Genomic DNA, 18,730 nt, shown 5'->3' with positions numbered 1-18,730 from the left:
GGCGGGCCGGGGGCTGGACTGCCGGGAGCCGGCCTGTCGAGGGCTAACCTGCCCGGGACTGCCTGGCGCTGATTCTTCCGCGGTGGCCACCGGCGTCCTGCTAACCGCGTTCGATATTGCTGAGGTCCCGGAGCACGCCGACCCGGCCGTCGGTGTGCTGCACCACGAATTCGCTGCCCCGGTCTTCCAAGGCCAGGACCCAGGCGCCGGGTTCGATGACGAACGCAGGAACACCGGTGACTTCGTCGACAGCCGTGCGGGGCTGGGCGACGGCGAACCAGAAGGCCTCCTGTACCGTCCGGGGCTGGTTCGATGCTGTGCGCTGCGCCGGATCGACGGTTGCACCGATCGGCTCCTGGGCGCGCACCTGGGGGTTGACGGTAGTCGGCGCGCTGGTGCTTGCAGCTGGCGGCACCTCCGCCGCGCGGGTCTCTTCGGCAGCCGCTGTGGCGCGCTCTGCGGCGGCCGGCGTCGTGGCAGCTGCGGCCGGGGCCGTCGTCGAGGAGGCCGTGGCGGCCGGAACCACGCCGGAAAGCTGCGTGGCCGGGGCGCCCGTTGCCGTGGCGCCGTGCCCCGAGGAGGGAACGGCGTGGGGTGCCGCCTCGGCCTGCGCCGGCGGGGTCTGCGAAGCCGCGGGCTCCGGAGAGCCGGCCGCTACAGCGGTGGCTCCCCCGGAACCGCCAGCGGCGGTGCCGCGAACGGCGTCGTCCGAAGCTGGGACGCGCGGTTCGGCGTCGCGCGGCTCGGCGTCGCGCTCGGCCGGGGCAGGCGTTGCCGCCGGACCGCCCGGGCGTATCCGCTTAGCCCAGCCCGAAACGGTCTCCTTACCGCGTCCCTGGTCCTTCGCTTCCTTCGCCTCGGCCGGAGCCTTAGGAGTGCGGGGCTTGCGGACCGGCGCCGCCGCGTCGCGGGCGGCCACATGCGCAGGGGTTTCCGCGCGGTCCAGGAAGTCCCCGGCGAGGTACGGGACAAAGCGGGCGAGGACGGTTCCTGCAAAGAGTCCCAGTGCACCTACGAGGGCCAGGAGCATGCTGGGCACATAAGCAACCGCCACGGCGAGGAAGAAGAACGCGACGGCGAAGGACGCCACCACGGAGGCGAACTGGTCCACGGACAACGAGCCGATCCGCATCTTCGTTCCGGGGCTGAGGCGGCGTGCGACGAACAGGGCGCAGACAATCAACGGCAGCAGGATGCCAAGGCCCAGAAAGAACAGACTCCCCAGGTTCCACAGGTTGTAGCGGATGGCAAACATCGGAATCAGCGAGGCGATGAACAGAATCAGCGTGGAGCCGAAAACGGTCAGATCCCGGACGGTGAACGGACCAAGGACTGCCTCGTTCCTCATGCCCGGCTTTCCCTTTGCCTTGTCCGCCGTGAAACGGGGAGCGTCCCCGAAGCCGGCAGGACGGGCGGGTCCTGAACCGCCGTCGGAAGGCGCGTGGAGCTGCCCGTTATCTTGCTCGTTCATTCTTGTTCTCCTTAGCATGGCGCAACCCTGGACGGCGCCGCGGAACGGCAGACGGACCTGGGTCCGCGGGCGGCCCTGGCGCCCCCATCGGATGTCGCAACTCCTTCCCAGCCTAGCCAAGTGGCCGGGTGATCACTAGCTGACAAGCCGTGCGGAGCGGTGCCATTCGGCGCTCAACAAACACCGTTTACGGCTCCCGGTGTGACTGGGCACACCATATGGCGCACTAGGTATTAGTGTTTGTTGCGGAACAGTTCTAGCGGAACGCCCGTGATCGACCCGCCGTCCGACGTCGCCCCTGGCGGCCCGGCGCGGAGGAGAACCGGACGCCCCGCGCAGCACGGATCGATGAATGATGAGGTTCACCATGTCTCAGCAGACCCCCGACGCCACGACCACCCAGGCCTCCGGCAGCACGGCTTCGGCCAGCACGCCCCAGCAGGGTGACGCGTTTGAAAACCTGTCGCACGAGAACCGCAAATTTGCGCCCTCGGAGGAGTTCGCCCGCAACGCCGTGGTCACCGCTGCCGACTACGCGGAGGCTGACGCAGACCGCCCCGCCTTCTGGGCCAAGCAGGCCCGCGACCTCCTCAGCTGGGACAAAGACTTCACCGAAACACTCGACTGGACCAACCCTCCGTTCGCGAAATGGTTCGTCGGCGGTGAAATCAACGCCGCGTACAACGCACTGGACCGCCATGTGGAGAACGGGCACGGGGACAGGGTGGCGATTTACTTCGAGGGTGAACCGGGTGACACCCGGACCTACACCTATGCCCAGCTGACCGAAGAGGTGAAGAAGGCGGCGAACGCCTTCGAATCCCTCGGCGTGGCCAAGGGTGACCGCGTGGCCGTCTACCTGCCCATGATTCCTGAAGCCGTGATCACGCTGCTGGCGTGTGCACGGATCGGCGCCATCCATTCGGTCGTGTTCGGCGGGTTCTCCGCCGAGGCCCTGCGCTCCCGGATTGACGACGCCGAGGCCAAGCTCGTGGTCACTGCGGACGGCACCTACCGCCGGGGCAAGCCCAGCGCCCTGAAGCCGGCGGTCGACGAAGCCCTGGGGCACAGCGGCCATACGGTCGAGAACGTCGTCGTCGTCAAGCGCAACGGCGAGAAGGTGGACTGGACGGAGGGCCGCGACCACTGGTGGGAGGACACGGTGGGGCTGGCTTCCCCGGAGCATGCCGCAGTGGGGCACGACTCCGAGCACCCTCTTTTCATCCTCTACACCTCTGGCACGACCGGCAAGCCCAAGGGCATCCTGCACACCACCGGCGGCTTCCTTACCCAGACCGCCTACACGCACAAGGCAGTCTTCGACCTGCACCCGGAGACGGACGTCTACTGGTGCACCGCCGACGTCGGCTGGGTCACCGGGCATTCCTACGTTGCCTACGCGCCGCTCATCAACGGAGCCACCCAGGTCATGTACGAGGGCACCCCGGATTCCCCGCACCAGGGCCGCTGGTGGGAGATCGTGGAAAAGTACAAGGTCTCCATCCTTTACACCGCCCCGACCGCGATCCGCACCTTCATGAAGTGGGGCAAGGAGATCCCGGCGAAGTACGACCTCTCCTCGATCCGTGTCCTCGGTTCCGTGGGCGAACCCATCAATCCCGAAGCCTGGATGTGGTACCGCGAGGTCATTGGCGGCAACGCCGGAAAGAACGGCGAACGGAAAGAGGTCCCGGCCCCGGTCGTGGACACCTGGTGGCAGACCGAGACCGGCGCCCAGATGATCGCCCCGCTTCCTGGCGTCACTGCCGCGAAGCCCGGCTCCGCACAGGTTCCGCTCCCCGGCATTGCTGTGGATGTGGTGGATGAGCTTGGCGAATCCGTACCCAACGGCCATGGCGGCTTCCTGGTGATCCGCGAACCGTGGCCGGCCATGCTCCGCGGCATCTGGGGCGACCCGGAGCGCTTCAAGGAAACCTACTGGTCCCGCTTCGAGACCATGTACTTCGCCGGTGACGGTGCGAAGAAGGACGAGGACGGGGACGTCTGGCTGCTCGGGCGGGTGGACGACGTGATGAACATTTCCGGACACCGCCTCTCCACCGCCGAGATCGAGTCCGCCCTGGTCAGCCACCCCGCGGTCGCGGAGGCCGCCGTCGTCGGGGCAACGGACGAGACCACCGGCCAGGCCGTCGTCGCGTTCGTGATCCTGCGCGGGGACGCCGTGGACTCCGGTGACGCGATGGTCAAGGAACTGCGCGACCACGTGGGTAAGGAAATCGGTCCGATCGCCAAGCCCAAGACCATCATGGTGGTGCCGGAACTGCCGAAGACCCGCTCCGGCAAGATCATGCGCCGCCTGCTGAAGGACGTCGCGGAAGGACGCGAAGTCGGCGATGCCACCACCCTTGCCGACAACACTGTGATGTCCCAGATTGCGCAGTCGCTGAGGAAGTAGCGGTTGGGACGCGGCCGGCGGCAGCAGAGGAAATCCCGGGCTCCCTGCGATACATTGGCAGGCATGAGCGAAGCCACCCCTGCCGGCGCCGGCCGCGGCACCATCCTGGTCCTCAACGGACCGAACCTGAATTTGCTCGGCACCCGCGAACCGGAGAAGTACGGCACGGCCACCCTGGCCGACGTCGAACAACTCGCGAAGGACGCCGCGGTGGCCCACGGACTGGAGGTCGAGTGTTTCCAGTCCAACCATGAAGGCGCCCTGATCGACGCCATCCATGCAGCCCGCGGCAAGGCGATGGGTATCGTCATCAACGCCGGCGCGTACACGCACACCTCGGTCGCGATCCGGGACGCGATTTCCGCGGTGCATCTGCCGACGGTCGAGGTCCATATCACCAACGTCCATGCCCGGGAGGAATTCCGGCACCGCTCGTACCTCTCGGACGTCAGCCGGGCGGTGATTGCCGGGGCCGGAGTCCTTGGCTACCGCTTCGCCGTCGACTACCTCGCCGGGTTACAGACCAGCCAGGACTGAGCATGTCGCCCGAGCAGCCGGCAACCGCGGACTGGTACCGGCATTTCGGCACCTTCGATGCTCCGGGCAACTCGGAGTGCTATGCCCGGTGGGCCGTGGGCATCGCCGATGATACCGAGCTGATCCGGCGCATCGACCGGTGGCCCTACAGCAAGCGCCAGCCACTGCTCGTGCTGGCTGCGGCCCGCTATCTTGGTGCCCAGATCAGCCCCTACCGGGAGTTCCGGCAGTTCCTGGATGAGCACTGGGACGATGTTTCCCGGGTCGTGCTGTCCCGCTCCACGCAAACGAACGAGGCCGGCCGTTGCGCCACACTTCTGCCTTCGCTGGCGGGGATCGCCGCCGCCGAGGGACGGCCGCTTGCGCTGATCGAAGTCGGCGCCTCAGCCGGACTGGCCCTCTTTCCGGACCGCTACGGTTACGAGTTCCGCGCCTCCGCCGGCGATTTCGGTGAAAGCCCCGGCGCCGCGACGACGCTGTCTCCCGCCGGGGCGGAACCCGGCACGTTTCCGGTCCTGGGCTGCACCACCACCGGCCCGGTGCCCCTTCCCGCCGAGCTGCCCCGGGTGGTGTGGCGCGCCGGAATCGACCTTCATCCGCTCGATATCCGCGATCCGGACGACGTCGCCTGGCTGCAGGCCCTCATCTGGCCCGAGCAGGAGTTCCGCCGCGAGCGGTTGCGGCAAGCCATCGCCATTGCCCGGGCGGAGCCGCCAGTGCTCGTCGCCGGGGACCTCAACGAAGAACTGCTCGCCCTCGTGGCGCAGGCGCCCCCGGACGCCGCGCTGGTGGTGTTCCACAGCGCCGTCATGGCCTATCTGGACGCCGGCGCCCGGGAACGGTTCCGCGGGACGATGGCGGGCCTTGCCGCACACCGCCGCTGCCACTGGCTGTCCAACGAGGGGCACACGGTGGTCATCCAGGCGGACGGTTCCAGCGTTGTTCCGGAAATGGATGACGCCCGGCTCCAGGGCCGGTTCCTCTTGCTGCACAACGGCGATCCCGTCGCCATCACCGGACCGCACGGCCAAAGCCTGGAATGGCTCCAGCTGCCTACTTCCTGATGCACTGCCCCGCGGAGACGGGGTTGTCGAGTCCCGGCGCCCGGGCGGCCACCGGACCCAGATCCGCCATCGTGATCGCGAAGCCGAGCGAGGACCCGGTCGTCGACTTGGCAAACACGACGCCGGCGACCTGTCCGTCCGTGGTCAGCAGGGGCCCTCCGGAGTTGCCAGGCTGCACGTCTCCGGCCAGGCGGTAAACGTCCTCCGGCGCCGCGTTGTTGCCGTAGATGTCCGGGACGAGCACGGTGGTGATGTCCTGCACCGTCGCGGGTTTGGACTGGAACGGACCGCCGTGGGGATAGCCGGCAAACGCCGCCGGGCTGCCGGGCGGAAGATCGGAACCGAGCGGCAGCGGGGAGGAGCGCAGCCCGTCCACCGCCAGGACCGCGAGGTCGTGCTGGCTGTCGAAGTACACGACGCGTCCGGGGAGGGCGCCACCGCCGGGGACCTCGATGACGGGCTCCGCCACGCCGGCGACGACGTGAGCGTTGGTCACCACCCGGGACGGGGACACCACGAAGCCGGTGCCGGTCTGGTTCTGTCCGCATTGATAAGCGGTTCCCACGATCTTCAGGACGGAGTCCGCGGCGGCGTTCAGTGCAGGGGTGTCGGTGCTGGCATCCGGGACGGACACGGGCTGGCCCTCGGCGAAGCCCTCGAAAAGCGTAGGGATCCCCTCGCCGATGACGGCAGACCGGAGCTGCGCCATCGACGCCTTGATGGGGACCGGCGTCACGCCGTCGATGAACCGGATCACCTTGGACTCGGCGATCTGCTGGGACACAAACGGAACGCCCAGGGCACCAATGCTGAAGGCCAGCAACGACATCATGAGGGCCGACACGACCACGTTCACTCCGCCGCCGACCACCCGGTCCACGGCCCGGAGCGGGCGGATCTTCACGACGTTGCGGATCCTGCGCCCGATCATGGTACCGAGGGCGTGGCCCAGGACCATCAGCACCACAGCGGTGGCGACGACGGCAGCCAGCCGCCAGCCGGCGTCGTCCACAAGGTCACTGACTACCGGGACGGAAAGGAATGCGGCCACCGCGCCCGCGGCGAAGCCGGCAATGCCGCCAAGGGTCACCAGGAAGCCGTTGCGCAGGCCATAGATCAGGTAGGACAGCAGCGTCAGGAGCAATGCCAGGTCCAGGATGGTCATGCCGAACACTGGGCCTCCTTTGGGGCGGGTAGAAAGTAATTCTACCGGCGGGGCCGACGGTTTACCGCGCGCCGGAGGGCAGCCGGGGCGCGGGTGCCGAATACCCCCGGGGTTGGCAACGGCGGTTCCATTTCGCGCGTTTCGGTGCCAACTACGTCACAGGAGCGCCAAAATTCTGGAAGAATGGCTGAAGCGCCCCAGCCGACACAGTAAGTCAGGAGATTTCATGGACATCGAGGTATTGCGCCGCGCACCACTTTTCGCCACGCTCGACGACGAGGCGTTCCGTCTGCTGACGGACGAACTCACCGAGGTGGACCTCTCACGCGGAGCCTCGGTATTCCGGGAAGGCGATCAGGGTGACCAGTTGTACTTCATCGTCTCCGGCAAGGTGAAGCTTGGCCGGACCTCTCCGGACGGCCGCGAATCGCTCCTGGCCATCCTTGGCCCCGGCGAGCTGTTCGGCGAGATGGCCTTGTTTGATCCGAGCCCGCGGACGGCAACCGCGACGGCCGTGTCCGAAACCCGCCTCGCGGGGCTGAAGAATGAAAGCCTCAACGCGCTCCTGCGCACCCGTCCTGAGGTGTCCGCACAGCTGCTGCAGGCCCTGGCACGCCGCCTCCGCCGCACCAACGACTCCCTCTCCGACCTCGTCTTCTCCGACGTGCCCGGCCGAGTGGCCAAAGCGCTGCTGGACCTGGCCGACCGTTTCGGGCGTCCCGCGACCGACGGCGTCCTGGTGGCCCACGAGCTCACGCAGGAAGAACTGGCCCAGCTGGTCGGCGCGTCCCGCGAGACCGTGAACAAAGCCCTCGCCGAGTTTGTCCAGCGCGGCTGGCTGCGCCTGGAGGCCCGCGCCGTCGTCATCCTCGACATGCAGCGCCTCCGGCAGCGCTCCCGCTAGCAGCAGCAAGCAGCATCACGAAGGCCGGCCCGGCGAACGGGACCGGCCTTCGGTGTTTAAACTTGCGGACCCTTCAGCGGGGCAAGTCCAATGGCTGGGCCCGTGACGGAACATGCTCAGTCCTGACACCGGCTACGCGGGACACGCCCGGTCCTGACACCGGGCTGCGCGGGACATGCCCAGTCCTGGCACCGGGCTGCGCGGGACATGCCCAGTCCTGGCGTCGAGGAGTGGAGATAATGCCGCTATGTCCATTGGCCAGGCCCAGGGCGGAGCATGTCCCCTGCGGGCAGGAGCAGAGGAGGGCATGTCCATTGGCCAGGCCCAGGACGGAGCATGTCCGGGCGTCTCTGCGCCGGTGCCCGGGCCGTGGCTCATACGTGCCGGGTCAGCGTTCCCGCTGGGGCTCCCCCGCGACGGTGGTCGCGGCTTCCACCTCGAGCATGAGGGTGCCGTCCTCTTCCTCAACGAGCTTGGGCTGGTAGACGTGGGCTTTGCGCTTGTAGCTCAGGTACGCGATGCAGCCGTTGGCGGCGGCCATTTTCTCCAGCATGATCTCGGAGCCCGGAACGAGGAGCTGGCTCAGGGGCAGCCCGACGGTGTTGGCCTGGCCCACCTCGTCGCCCAGGGCCGTGGTGTCGCGCTCGTTAATGAGCTTTCGGACGCTTAGCCACCGCCCCCAGACACCCTTGCTCGCCAGCAGCGAGGGCTGCTGGTTCATCGGGACCGTGGCCGCGAAGTAGCGGGTATTGAAACGACGGTGTGCAAAGTCCGGGCTGAGCCAGTTGACCAGCGGCTTCAGCAGGTCAGTCCGCACCGACAGACCGCGCTTAGCCAACACCTCGGTGAAGGATTTCTCCTGCCCGGCCACGGCTTCGCGTGCACGCATCCACTCCGGGGTGGACGTCCCCTCCACGGTGCTCGACAGGTCCGGTCCGGCCAACAGGACGCCGGTCTCCTCGAAGAGCTCACGGATGGCGCCCACCACGTGGCGGCGCACCAGCCCGACGTCGTCCGTTCCCAGCTGCTCGGCCCAGTGCTTGGGCGAGGGGCCCAGCCAGCCGATGGCGTCGTCGTCGGAGGCCTCAAGGGACCCGCCCGGAAAGGCGACGACACCCAGCGGCGAGGACCCCGGTCGGTAACCCAGCCAGGTCTCCAGCCCCATCGGGGAATCCCGCAGGAGGACCACCGAGGACGCGTACCGGGCCGCACGGGGCGTTCGTTCGCCGTGCTCAAGCCAGCTGCGAGCCGCCCCCTCCAGATCGGCGGGAAGAACGAACAGTCGGCGGGCTAGCTTAGGCAAGGGAAGCGACCGGGCCTCTAGGCGAATTCGGCTATGAGTTCGACCTCAACGGGAGAGTCGAGCGGCAGAACAGCGACGCCGACGGCGGACCGCGCGTGCTGCCCGGCGTCGCCGAAAACCTGGCCCAGCAGTTCCGAGGCACCGTTGATGACGCCCGGCTGTCCCGTGAAGGAGGGGTCGGAGGAGACGAAACCGACCACCTTGACGATCCGCGTGATGCGGTCCAGGTCGCCAATGACGCTCTTCACTGCGGCCAGGGCGTTCACGGCGCACACGGCGGCGAAGTCCCGCGCTGCATCGGGGGAAACGGTCGGCTCGTCCGAGGTTCCTTCCGTGCCGGCGGAGACTTTGCCCGTGGCCTGGAGCTTGCCGTCAATGAACGGCAACTGCCCGGAGGTGTAGACATGGTTGCCGGAGACGACCGCCGGGACGTAGGCGGCCACCGGGGCGGCGACCTCGGGCAATTTCAGCCCGAGCTCGGCCAGGCGCTGTTCGACGGCGGACGTTGCGGCGGAGGCATTGGCGGCAGGGTTCTGCTGCTGGGCGGGGAAGGCTGAGGCGTCCGGCGCGGCCGCTGCTGGGGTGCTCATGGCTACTGCTTCTCCCGCTTCAGGTAGGCCACGAGGCCGTTTCCGTCCGGGCCGGGAACAACCTGGACAAGCTCCCAGCCGTCGTCCCCCCACTGGTCCAGGATCTGCTTTGTGGCATGGATAATGAGCGGAATCGTGGCGTACTCCCATTTGGTCATGAGCGTAAGCCTAGTACTTGCCGGTAAAGTGGAAAACATGGCGACTGGCAAAAACCCTATATTCAACACGGCCACCACCCTCGGAAAGATCTTTCTTTTCCTGGGCGTGAGCGCCATTTGTGGCGTCCTGGTGGCGGGGCTGCTGGTCCCGGCCGCTGCCGTTTCCGGCAGCGCGGCGAGCGGGTCGATCAAGTTCTTTGATACCCTCCCGGCCGAACTGCAGGTGGATCCGCCGAGCCAGTCCACCACCGTGCTGGCCGCGGACGGCAGCGTCATCGCCAACCTTTATGCCGAGAACCGCACGAAGGTGTCCCTGGACCAGATGTCGCCGTTCATCAAGGATGCGGTGATCGCCATCGAGGACAACCGCTTCTACGAGCACGGCGGCGTGGACACCACCGGCATCATGCGCGCGCTCGTCAGCACCGCCCGCGGCAACAAGCAGGGCGCGTCGACGATCACGCAGCAGTACGTCAACAACGTCATCAACTCCTCCCTCGAGGCCGAGGGCAAGGGCGACCAGGTTCTCCTGAACGGCGTCAACAAGGGTGTCGGGGACAAGCTCCGCGAGATGAAGCTGGCCATCGCGCTGGAAAAGAAGTACTCCAAGGAGCAGATCCTTGAGGGCTACCTGAACATCGTGTTCTTCAACCGTGACGCGTACGGCATTGAAGCCGCCTCAAAGTTCTTCTTCAGCACCACGGCCAAGGACCTCACGCTGCCGCAGGCCGCACTGCTGGCCGGCGTCGTGAACAGCCCGTCGTTCTACGATCCCATCACCAATCCGGAAAACGCCAAGAACCGGCGGGACCTCGTGCTCAACGCGATGCTCAGCACCGGAAAGATCAAGCAGGCCGACTACGACGCCGCCGTCGCCACCCCGGTCGAAACCAAGGTCACCCCGGCGCGGCAGGGTTGCGCGTACTCGACGACGGCCCCGTATTTCTGCGACTATGTGCTCCACCTGCTCCTGAACAACCCCGCGTACGGCGCCGACGCCGACGAGCGGACCAAGAAGGTCTTCCGCGGCGGCCTGACCATCAAGACCACCCTCGATCCGAAGGCCCAGGCCGCGGCGCAGGCCCAGGTTGACGGATCCGCCGGCGCCAACCCGGACAAGTGGGGTGCGGCCCTTGTTTCCGTCCAGCCGGGCACCGGCAAGATCACCAACATGGCCCAGAACACCGTGTGGTTCCCCGCCGACGGCAAATTCGATTCCCAGCTGAACTTCAGCGTCGACCAGTACGACGCCCAGGGGAACGACCTGAACGGCCTCGGCGGTGCCCAGCCGGGCTCCACCATGAAGCCCTTCACGTTCGCCGAATGGCTGAACGAGGGTAAGTCGATGAACACCATCCTCAACGGGGCCGTCCGCCGGTATCCGCTGAACTTCAGGTGGCGGAACTCCTGCGGCGTGACCACCGGCGCTTACAACACCGCCGAAAAGGGTCTCGGCGCGGCAGAGGACCTGCAGAACGCTGACGAGAACCACTACCGGTACATGACGGTGCTGGAGGGCCTCTACAACTCGATCAACACCATCACCTTCGCGTCCGCCTCCCAGCTGGACTTCTGCGGCATCCAGAAGACCGTCGACTCGGTGGGTCTCCACTCCGGCCTGCCCGCACGGGACAAAGACGGAAGGCCCATGCGCGATAGCTCGGGCAAGCTCACCGACCCCAATCCGAAGGTCAACATGTTCACCACGGCCAACCTGCTGGGCTCGACGCAGACCTCGCCGCTGACCATGGCGACCGCCTTCGCCACCTTCGCCAATGACGGCAAGTACTGCGAGCCGATCGCCATCACCGAGGTGACGGACCAGACAGGCGCGCAACTCCCCGCCCAGACCACGAGCTGCCGCGACGCGCTCACGCCCGAGGTTGCCCGCGGCGTGAACTACGCGCTCCAGGAAGTCCTTAACCGCGGCTCCGGCGCGTTGATCCAGCCGCGGATCTCCACCCGCACCTCCTTCCCGATCGCGGCCAAGACCGGTACCTCGAACAACAACGGTTCCACCTGGGTGGTGGGCCACACCAGCGGCCTCGCGACCGCTTCCTGGTTCGGCGACGCACTGGGTGACCAGGGGCGGGCGGGCCAGAACGTCACCGTGAACGGCAAGTTCTACAGGGGGATCGACGGCTACATGATCGCAGGTCCGCAGTTCTCGAACTTCATGTCGGCCGTGGCCCCGGCGTACGGGACAAACCCGTTCCCGGCCCCGCCGTCGAACCTGGTCGGCGGGCAGGCCCCGGCGCCCATCCAACGTCCCACCATGCCGCCCGCGACGAAGGAATCGGTTCCCGCTCCCACTGTGCCCACCGAGAACCCGGAGCCGTCCCCGAGCGCCAGCGACAACTCCAGCGACAAGAAGAAGTAGCCATGGACGGGGGAATGACTTTGGCAGGCCGCGTCCGGAGCGTCGGGCGCGGCCTGGCCGCAACCGCTGCATTCGGCGCCGCCGCCGGTGCCGCAGCCGCAGGCTACGGGATGTGGGAAAAGAACCAGTTCGTCCTGCGCGAGGAATCGCTGGCCATTCTCCCGGCGGGCCACGGACCGATCCGGGTGCTGCATCTCAGTGACATCCACTTCGTGCCCGGCCAGCGCCGGAAGGCCGGGTGGCTCGCCTCGCTGGCGGACCTGGCGCCTGACCTGGTCGTAAACACCGGCGACAACCTCAGCCATGCCAAGGCGGTGGATCCGCTGCTGGAGGCGCTGCAGCCCCTGATGCGGTTCCCGGGCGTCTTCGTGCCCGGGTCCAACGACTACTTTGCACCGACGCTCAAGAACCCCGCATCCTACCTGCGGGGGCCGTCGGGCGAGCGCCAGAACGCCGTCGAACTGGACTGGCCACGGCTCCGCTCCGGCTTCGGAATGGGCGGCTGGGTGGACCTCACCAACAGGACCCAGTCGCTGGTGGTCAAGGGCCTGCGTGTGGATTTCTCCGGAGTGGACGATCCGCACCTGGGCCGAGAGCGCTACGCCGGCTGGCCGCGCGGCACCAGGGGCCAGGACGCGTCCGCACACCTGCGCATTGCCGTCGCCCATGCCCCGTACCAGCGCGTCCTGGACCACTTCACCGAGGACGGTGCGGACCTGCTGTTCGCCGGACACACCCACGGCGGCCAGATCTGCCTCCCGGGCTACGGCGCCCTGGTGTCCAACTGCGACCTGCCCACCTGGCGGGCCAGGGGGTTGAACGAGTGGCACAGCAACGGACGCACGACGCCGGTAAACGTTTCCGGCGGCATCGGCACCTCGCGCTTCGCCCCCGTCCGTATCGCCTGCAGGCCCGAGGCCGTGCTGCTGAACCTCACGTCCCGCTCCTGATCCCTTCCCGCGGCGGACATCCCTGCCCCGGTACCGGCGGCAGAGTCCGGACGCCCTGTGATTTCCTGTGACCCCGTCACCCGATGGCCTAGGGTAGTTGCTACAGGAAACTACATCCAGTTGCGTTAGATACTCCGCAGGTACGTTTGAAGAAGCAGGCATGGCCACGCAGACTCCCTTTTTCTCTTCCATCAGCCGCCTTTACCCGCACGTCAGGCCGATCCTGCCGCGACTCGTCCTGGGCCTGCTCAGCGCGCTGCTCGCCAGCGTCGTGGCCCTCACCATCCCGCAGGTCCTCCGCGTCCTGGTCAATGAATCCCTCCGTCCCGGCGGGCGCGCCGATGCGGTCTGGAGCGCCTCCCTCGTGATCCTTGGCCTGGGTGTGGCGGAGGCCGGCCTGGTGGCGCTCCGGCGGCAGTTTGTCATCAACCCGGCCACAACGGTGGAGACCCGGATGCGGGTGTCCCTGTACGGCCACCTGCAGGACCTCACGGTGTCCTTCCATGACCGCTGGGGATCGGGCCAACTGCTCTCCCGCGCCATGACAGACCTGAACTTCCTGCGCCGCTGGATGGCCTTCGGCGCCATCATGCTCGTGGTCACCACCCTGACCGTGGTGATCGGCGTCGTCGTGATGTTCTCGATGAGCTGGCAGCTGGCCCTGATTTTCCTCGCCGCCGCGGTGCCGATCATGATCTACGGCTTCCGCTTCCGCACCCGGTACAGCAAGGTGGCACGCCGCAGCCAGGACCAAGCCGGGGACCTTGCCACGACGGTTGAAGAGTCCGTGCACGGCATCCGGGTCCTCAAAGCATTCGGCCGCAGCCGGGAGGCGCTGGAGAACTTCAACGAACAGGCCGAAGAGCTCCGCCAGACCGAGATCGCCAAAGCAAAACACCTGGCCGTCTTCAGCCTGGTGGTCACCCTGCTGCCCGAGCTCGCCCTCGGCTCCGGACTCGTCGTCGGCGTGCTGCTGGCTTCCAACGGAGATCTCAGCATCGGATCCCTCGTGGCGTTCTTCGCCACCGCCGCCGTGATTGCCGCACCGGTCGAGTTCTGCGGCATGCTGCTGGCCATGGCACTTACCGCCAAGACTGCCATCGACCGCCATTACGAGGTCATGGACGCAATGAACACCATCACCAGCCCCGAGGACCCGCGCCGTCCCGACGTGCTCAAAGGCGCGGTGAGCTTCCGCAACGTTGCCTTCGCCTTCCAGGACGCCCCGGACAAGCCGATCCTCAAGGACATCACCCTGGACATCGCACCGGGTGAGACCATGGCGCTGGTCGGCATCACAGGCAGCGGCAAAAGCGCGCTGCTCCAGCTGGTCCCCCGGCTCTACGAAGTGACTGCCGGCGCGATCACGATCGACGGCGTGGACCTGCGCGAGTTCAGCGTCGAGGAACTGCGCACCGTCGTCGCAGTGGCCTTCGAAGACACCACCCTGTTCTCCAGTTCGGTGCGGCACAACGTCCTCCTCGGCGCCCCGGGCGCCAGCTCGGAGGCGCACCGCGAGGAAGCGAACCGCGACGAGGCGCTGGAAGAAGCGCTCGACGTCGCGCAGGCCCACTTCGCCTACTCGCTGCCCGACGGGGTGGACACGCTGATCGGCGAGGAAGGACTCAGCCTCTCCGGCGGCCAACGCCAGCGCATCGCCCTGGCCCGCGCCATCGCTGCCCGCCCCAAGGTGCTGGTCCTCGACGATCCGCTGTCCGCTCTGGACGTCAACACGGAGGAACGGGTCGAGCACAGGCTGCGGGAGGTCCTTGCGGACACCACCACGTTGATCGTCGCCCACCGCCCGTCCACCGTGGCGCTGGCGGACCGGGTGGCGCTTCTCAAGGACGGCCGGATCGCCGCCGTCGGGACCCACGCCGAGCTGCTGGCGCGGGACAGCCACTACCGCTACGTCATCGCCAGCCTGGACCCCGAGCCCCGGGACCTGGACTCGGAACTGCACGACCCGGACCTGTCAGACCTCGACGCGGAGGAGATCTCCCGATGAGCAGCGCCACTTTCGGCACCGCAAACGAGGACAACGCGCACCTGTCCAAGAGCGAGAGCAGGACCGTCCGGCGCCGCTCCCTGGCCTTGCTGCGGTCCTTGATCCGGCCGGTCCTCCGCCGCTTCTGGCTGACCATCGCCGCCGTCGTGCTGTCCCAGGCGGCGCGGGCGGCAGGCCCGGCGCTGATCGCCTTCGGCATCGACCGGGCCCTCCCCGCCCTCCGGGCCGGTGACAGCCTCCCGCTGGCGCTCACCGGTGCCTCCTACCTTGCGGCCGCCCTCGCGACCGCGGGCCTCACGGCTTTGTATGTGACCTCGACGGCGAAGCTCAGCCAGGCGATGCTGCTCGACCTGCGCGTCCGGGTTTTCCGGCAGACGCAGCGGCTGAGCCTGGAGTTCCACGAGAAGTACACCTCGGGGCGGATCATCGCCCGGCAGACCTCGGACCTCGAGGCCCTCCGGGAGCTGCTGGACTCCGGGGTCAGTTCCCTCGCGTCCGGGCTGTTGTTCATGGTGTTCACGGCCGCAACGGTGTTCGCCCTGGACTGGCGCAGCGGCCTGCTGGTGCTGGCAGCAGGCGTTCCGATGTACTTCCTGGCCCGCTGGTACCAGAACCACTCCCAGATAGTCTTCCGCGAATCGCGCGTGGTGTCCGCTCGGCTGATCGTGCACTTCGTCGAGACCATGACCGGCATCCGCGCCGTCAAGGCCTTCCGCAAAGAACGCGAGAACTCGGCCCGCTACTCGGAACTCGCCGACGACTACCGCAAGGTCACCGTCCGGTCGATCAACCTCAACGGCATCTTCCAGCCCGGCCTGGTGCTGATCGGCAACGTCTGCGTCGCCGTCGTGCTGCTCTTCGGCGGCTTCCGGGTGCTGGGCGGGGAGCTCGCCGTCGGCGTGCTGCTGGCCCTGATCCTGTCCACCAAACGCTTCTTCCAGCCCGTCGACCAGATGGCGATGTTCTACAACTCCTTCCAGAGCGCCCAGGCCGCGCTGGAGAAGGTGTCCGGCCTGCTGGAGGAAATCCCCACCGTCCGGCCGCCCGAGAACCCGGTGGCACTCCGCGACGCGAAGGGCACCATCGACTTCAGCGGGGTTGAATTCCGCTACGGTGACGGTCCGGTGGTCATCCCGACCCTGGACCTGCACATCCCCGCCGGCCAGACCGTGGCCCTGGTCGGCCAGACCGGAGCCGGCAAATCGACCCTCGCCAAGCTCATTGCCCGGTTCTATGACGTCACCTCCGGGTCCCTCTCGCTCGACGGCGTCGACCTGCGCCAGCTCGCGACGGCGGACCTGCGGCGGAACATCGTGATGGTCACCCAGGAGGCGTTCCTGTTCAGCGGCTCCGTGGCGGACAACATCGCCCTGGGCCGGCCCGAGGCCTCGCGGCAGGAGATCGAGGATGCCGCCCGGGCCGTGGGGGCCCACGAGTTCATCCAGGAACTCCCGGAGGGCTACGACACCGACGTCAACAAGCGCGGCGGCCGGGTCTCCGCCGGGCAGCGCCAGCTGATCAGCTTCGCCCGGGCCTTCCTGGCGCGCCCGGCCGTGTTGATCCTCGATGAGGCGACGTCCTCGCTGGACATCCCGTCCGAACGGCTCGTGCAGAACGGCCTTGCCCGGCTCCTGCAGGGCAACGGCAGCCACGACGGCCGGACCGCGCTCATCATCGCGCACCGGCTGTCCACGGTGGAGACCGCCGCCCGGGTCCTGGTGGTGCACGACGGGCGCGTGGTCGAGGACGGAACGCCGGAGCAGCTGATCGGCGGCTGCGGGCGCTTCGCCAGGCTCCACGGGGCATGGCGGGATTCGCTGGTGTGAACCGCCGGCCGCGGCCGCGGGCCTCGTCGTTCGGACGCCGCGTGGCCGGACGCGTTCCCGGCCGATTTCCCATCCGGGGCACACATCGGATACTCTTGTGAAGTTGCTTTTGCAGCAGCGGATCGGGATGTGGCGCAGCTTGGTAGCGCGCGTCGTTCGGGACGACGAGGTCGCAGGTTCAAATCCTGTCATCCCGACCAATCAAGAAGAGGGTCTTCCATCCGGAAGGCCCTCTTCTTTGCGTGCCGCCCGGGTAGCAGCCTGGGTCCCGGAGCAAAAAGAAACAGCCCCGGGACATGGTTTGCGCATGTCCCGGGGCTGTCACGCCTGGCTGAAGAGCTACATGGGATCAGGCCAGTTGCCGACGTTGGTGGAGTTGGTCATCGGGTCCGGCCAGTTGCCGACCGCCTGCGGCGCCTTCATCGGATCCGGCCAGTTGCCGACTGCCGTGATGCCTGCGTTGTCGGCGATGGTGGCGGCGGACAGAACAGCCGGAGCCGCCGCGGAGAAAGCCAGGGCGCCGGCCAGAACGGCACCGGCTGCTATCTTCTTCAACATAGAGATCCTCACTAGGGGTCGGGTCTTAAACAAATCGGCACTAGCTTGTTGACACACATTGTAAAATGATTTCCACAGAGCCTGTCAAGGATTTAGTACAAAGATTGTCCGGGATTAGGAGGCGTCCGTGGGGAACGGATTTGGGGAAAAGCTCCGCGCGGAACGGCTGGATCGGGGCTTGACCCAGGCGGAGCTGGGCAAGGACCTGTACTCACCCAGCTACATCTCATTGCTGGAAACCGGGCGCCGCGAGCCGACCGCGGACGTCATAGAGGAGCTGGCCCACAGGCTCGAACTCGCACCCAAAGCACTGGAGGCCTGGAGCCAGCCCGTGTCCGTGAGCGACGCGGAGTATGTCCTCGCCGGACTGTATGCCAGGCAGGCCTGGGATCTCCGCGATTATCCGGTGGCGGCAACCCACGCCGCGGCCGCCGCCCGTATTGCCCAGGACGCAAAAAACACCAGCGCCTGGTGGAACATGACGTACATGCAGGCCGAATGCCTCATCAAGCAGGGGCTGTGGCAGGAGTGCAAGAACGTCGTCCAGCACCTGCTGGACCACCCCATGGCCGCGGAATCGGCCGGGCTGGGCGTCAGGGCCCAGCAGATGCTCGCCGCGGCCGCACAGGGGCAGGGGCAGCTGACCACCGCCGTCAGCCACGCGCAGGAGGCCGTACGCCTCTGCGCCGGACTGCCCCAGGACTCGACGATGATCATCGGCGCGCTGCGGGCGCTCATTGGCGCCCTGGCCGAGAGCGGCCGGCTCGATGAGGCCTGGGAGTACTGCCAGGACATGAACGAGCGGATGAACGAGCATTCCATGACGCAGCTCGCCGGCGAAGTCGCCTGGGTCATCGGGAATGTCGCCTTCATGCGGCACGACTATGCGGAAGGGGTCAAGTATCACGAGCGCGCCGCCAGGCTGCTCTCCCCCGCCAATGACATCGATCTTTGGGCACGGTTCAATAAGGCGTCGGCCGCCGTCCGGCTGTCCTCCGGGATTGTCGAACCGGAGACCCTGTCCTCGATCGAACGGGCCGAGCTGGCGCTTTCGATCGTGGGCGGCACCCGGACGGACGAGCTCGAGGTCGCGTTCATCCGCGCCCGCTGGCTCTACCTGACCGGTGACATTGTCGCGGCCGTACAGAAGCTCCGCGAGATCCATGCCGAGCGCGACGCACTGGCCCAGCACACCGCCGGGGAGGTGTCGCTGCTGCTGGGAAAGGCCCTCAAAGCCGCCGGGGAAGCGTCCGATGCCCTCGTCTACCTCGAGGAGGCCCAGAAAGAGTTCAGCGCCGCCGGCGCCTCCGACCGGGTCCAGCAGGCCATGGATGCCGTGCTGGAAATCCGGCTGGCGCAGCGCCGCGCCGCGGCTGCCGCGTCGGCCGAAGCCTAGCAGC

The 18,730-nt window shown here is 67.4% G+C and carries 15 protein-coding genes and 1 tRNA gene; 10 read left to right on the top strand and 6 right to left on the bottom strand.

What is annotated here, in order from left to right; genetic code table 11:
- Window positions 1-100: 100 nt before the first annotated feature.
- Window positions 101-1,471, bottom strand: coding sequence for a hypothetical protein (locus QFZ65_RS04685; protein WP_306908499.1), 1,371 nt, complete (start codon window positions 1,469-1,471; stop codon window positions 101-103).
- A 367-nt stretch (window positions 1,472-1,838) separates the two neighbouring features.
- On the opposite strand from QFZ65_RS04685, the gene acs reads away from it, so the two are divergent.
- The 3 genes from acs to QFZ65_RS04670 all read left to right on the top strand — a co-directional run bounded on the left by acs (window position 1,839) and on the right by QFZ65_RS04670 (window position 5,488).
- On the top strand, window positions 1,839-3,887 hold the full coding sequence (gene acs, locus QFZ65_RS04680) for an acetate--CoA ligase (RefSeq protein ID WP_306908497.1): 2,049 nt from the start codon (window positions 1,839-1,841) through the stop codon (window positions 3,885-3,887).
- Between the two features lie 63 nt (window positions 3,888-3,950).
- Window positions 3,951-4,424, top strand: coding sequence for a type II 3-dehydroquinate dehydratase (gene aroQ, locus QFZ65_RS04675; RefSeq protein ID WP_306908495.1), 474 nt, complete (start codon window positions 3,951-3,953; stop codon window positions 4,422-4,424).
- Between the two features lie 2 nt (window positions 4,425-4,426).
- On the top strand, window positions 4,427-5,488 hold the full coding sequence (locus tag QFZ65_RS04670; protein WP_306908494.1) for a DUF2332 domain-containing protein: 1,062 nt from the start codon (window positions 4,427-4,429) through the stop codon (window positions 5,486-5,488).
- Here the strand turns inward: QFZ65_RS04670 and QFZ65_RS04665 are convergent.
- Complete coding sequence (locus QFZ65_RS04665; RefSeq protein WP_306908492.1) at window positions 5,478-6,662, bottom strand: MarP family serine protease; 1,185 nt, start codon at window positions 6,660-6,662, stop codon at window positions 5,478-5,480. The two genes, QFZ65_RS04670 and QFZ65_RS04665, sit on opposite strands and share 11 nt — an antisense overlap.
- Before the next feature lie 217 nt (window positions 6,663-6,879).
- On the opposite strand from QFZ65_RS04665, the gene QFZ65_RS04660 reads away from it, so the two are divergent.
- Window positions 6,880-7,557 (top strand): Crp/Fnr family transcriptional regulator, encoded by a 678-nt coding sequence (locus QFZ65_RS04660; protein ID WP_011693220.1) that lies wholly within the window; start codon window positions 6,880-6,882, stop codon window positions 7,555-7,557.
- Window positions 7,558-7,945: 388 nt separating this feature from the next.
- On the opposite strand, the gene QFZ65_RS04655 is transcribed toward QFZ65_RS04660, so the two are convergent.
- From QFZ65_RS04655 to QFZ65_RS04645, 3 genes are read right to left on the bottom strand one after another with little or no spacing between them, the layout of a single operon-like run.
- Window positions 7,946-8,860, bottom strand: coding sequence for an NUDIX hydrolase (locus QFZ65_RS04655; RefSeq protein ID WP_306908483.1), 915 nt, complete (start codon window positions 8,858-8,860; stop codon window positions 7,946-7,948).
- A gap of 17 nt (window positions 8,861-8,877) precedes the next feature.
- On the bottom strand, window positions 8,878-9,450 hold the full coding sequence (locus QFZ65_RS04650) for a RidA family protein (RefSeq protein WP_306908481.1): 573 nt from the start codon (window positions 9,448-9,450) through the stop codon (window positions 8,878-8,880).
- Window positions 9,451-9,452: 2 nt separating this feature from the next.
- Window positions 9,453-9,608 (bottom strand): DUF4177 domain-containing protein, encoded by a 156-nt coding sequence (locus QFZ65_RS04645; protein WP_003797879.1) that lies wholly within the window; start codon window positions 9,606-9,608, stop codon window positions 9,453-9,455.
- Between the two features lie 37 nt (window positions 9,609-9,645).
- Between QFZ65_RS04645 and QFZ65_RS04640 the strand changes: the two genes are divergently transcribed.
- From QFZ65_RS04640 to QFZ65_RS04620, 5 genes are all read left to right on the top strand, one after another.
- Complete coding sequence (locus QFZ65_RS04640) at window positions 9,646-11,988, top strand: transglycosylase domain-containing protein (RefSeq protein WP_306908475.1); 2,343 nt, start codon at window positions 9,646-9,648, stop codon at window positions 11,986-11,988.
- 2 nt (window positions 11,989-11,990) lie between these two features.
- Window positions 11,991-12,938 (top strand): metallophosphoesterase, encoded by a 948-nt coding sequence (locus QFZ65_RS04635; protein ID WP_373427563.1) that lies wholly within the window; start codon window positions 11,991-11,993, stop codon window positions 12,936-12,938.
- A gap of 160 nt (window positions 12,939-13,098) precedes the next feature.
- The gene (locus QFZ65_RS04630; protein WP_306908473.1) at window positions 13,099-14,946 is read left to right on the top strand and encodes an ABC transporter ATP-binding protein; all 1,848 of its coding nucleotides are present in this window, start codon (window positions 13,099-13,101) and stop codon (window positions 14,944-14,946) included.
- Complete coding sequence (locus tag QFZ65_RS04625) at window positions 14,943-16,772, top strand: ABC transporter ATP-binding protein (RefSeq protein ID WP_306908472.1); 1,830 nt, start codon at window positions 14,943-14,945, stop codon at window positions 16,770-16,772. Before QFZ65_RS04630 ends, QFZ65_RS04625 begins: the two co-directional genes overlap by 4 nt.
- Window positions 16,773-16,895: 123 nt before the next feature.
- Window positions 16,896-16,972: transfer RNA gene (locus QFZ65_RS04620), tRNA-Pro, on the top strand.
- Between the two features lie 139 nt (window positions 16,973-17,111).
- Here the strand turns inward: QFZ65_RS04620 and QFZ65_RS04615 are convergent.
- A complete protein-coding gene (locus tag QFZ65_RS04615; protein ID WP_306908471.1) occupies window positions 17,112-17,330 on the bottom strand; it encodes a hypothetical protein in 219 nt (72 codons plus the stop codon).
- Window positions 17,331-17,457: 127 nt separating this feature from the next.
- Between QFZ65_RS04615 and QFZ65_RS04610 the strand changes: the two genes are divergently transcribed.
- Window positions 17,458-18,726, top strand: coding sequence for a helix-turn-helix domain-containing protein (locus QFZ65_RS04610; RefSeq protein ID WP_306908470.1), 1,269 nt, complete (start codon window positions 17,458-17,460; stop codon window positions 18,724-18,726).
- Window positions 18,727-18,730 lie beyond the last annotated feature (4 nt).

Origin of the sequence: Arthrobacter sp. B3I9 (genome assembly GCF_030816935.1) — a bacterium.
Classification (GTDB): domain Bacteria; phylum Actinomycetota; class Actinomycetes; order Actinomycetales; family Micrococcaceae; genus Arthrobacter.
This window is presented reverse-complemented; position numbering and strand designations above follow the sequence as displayed.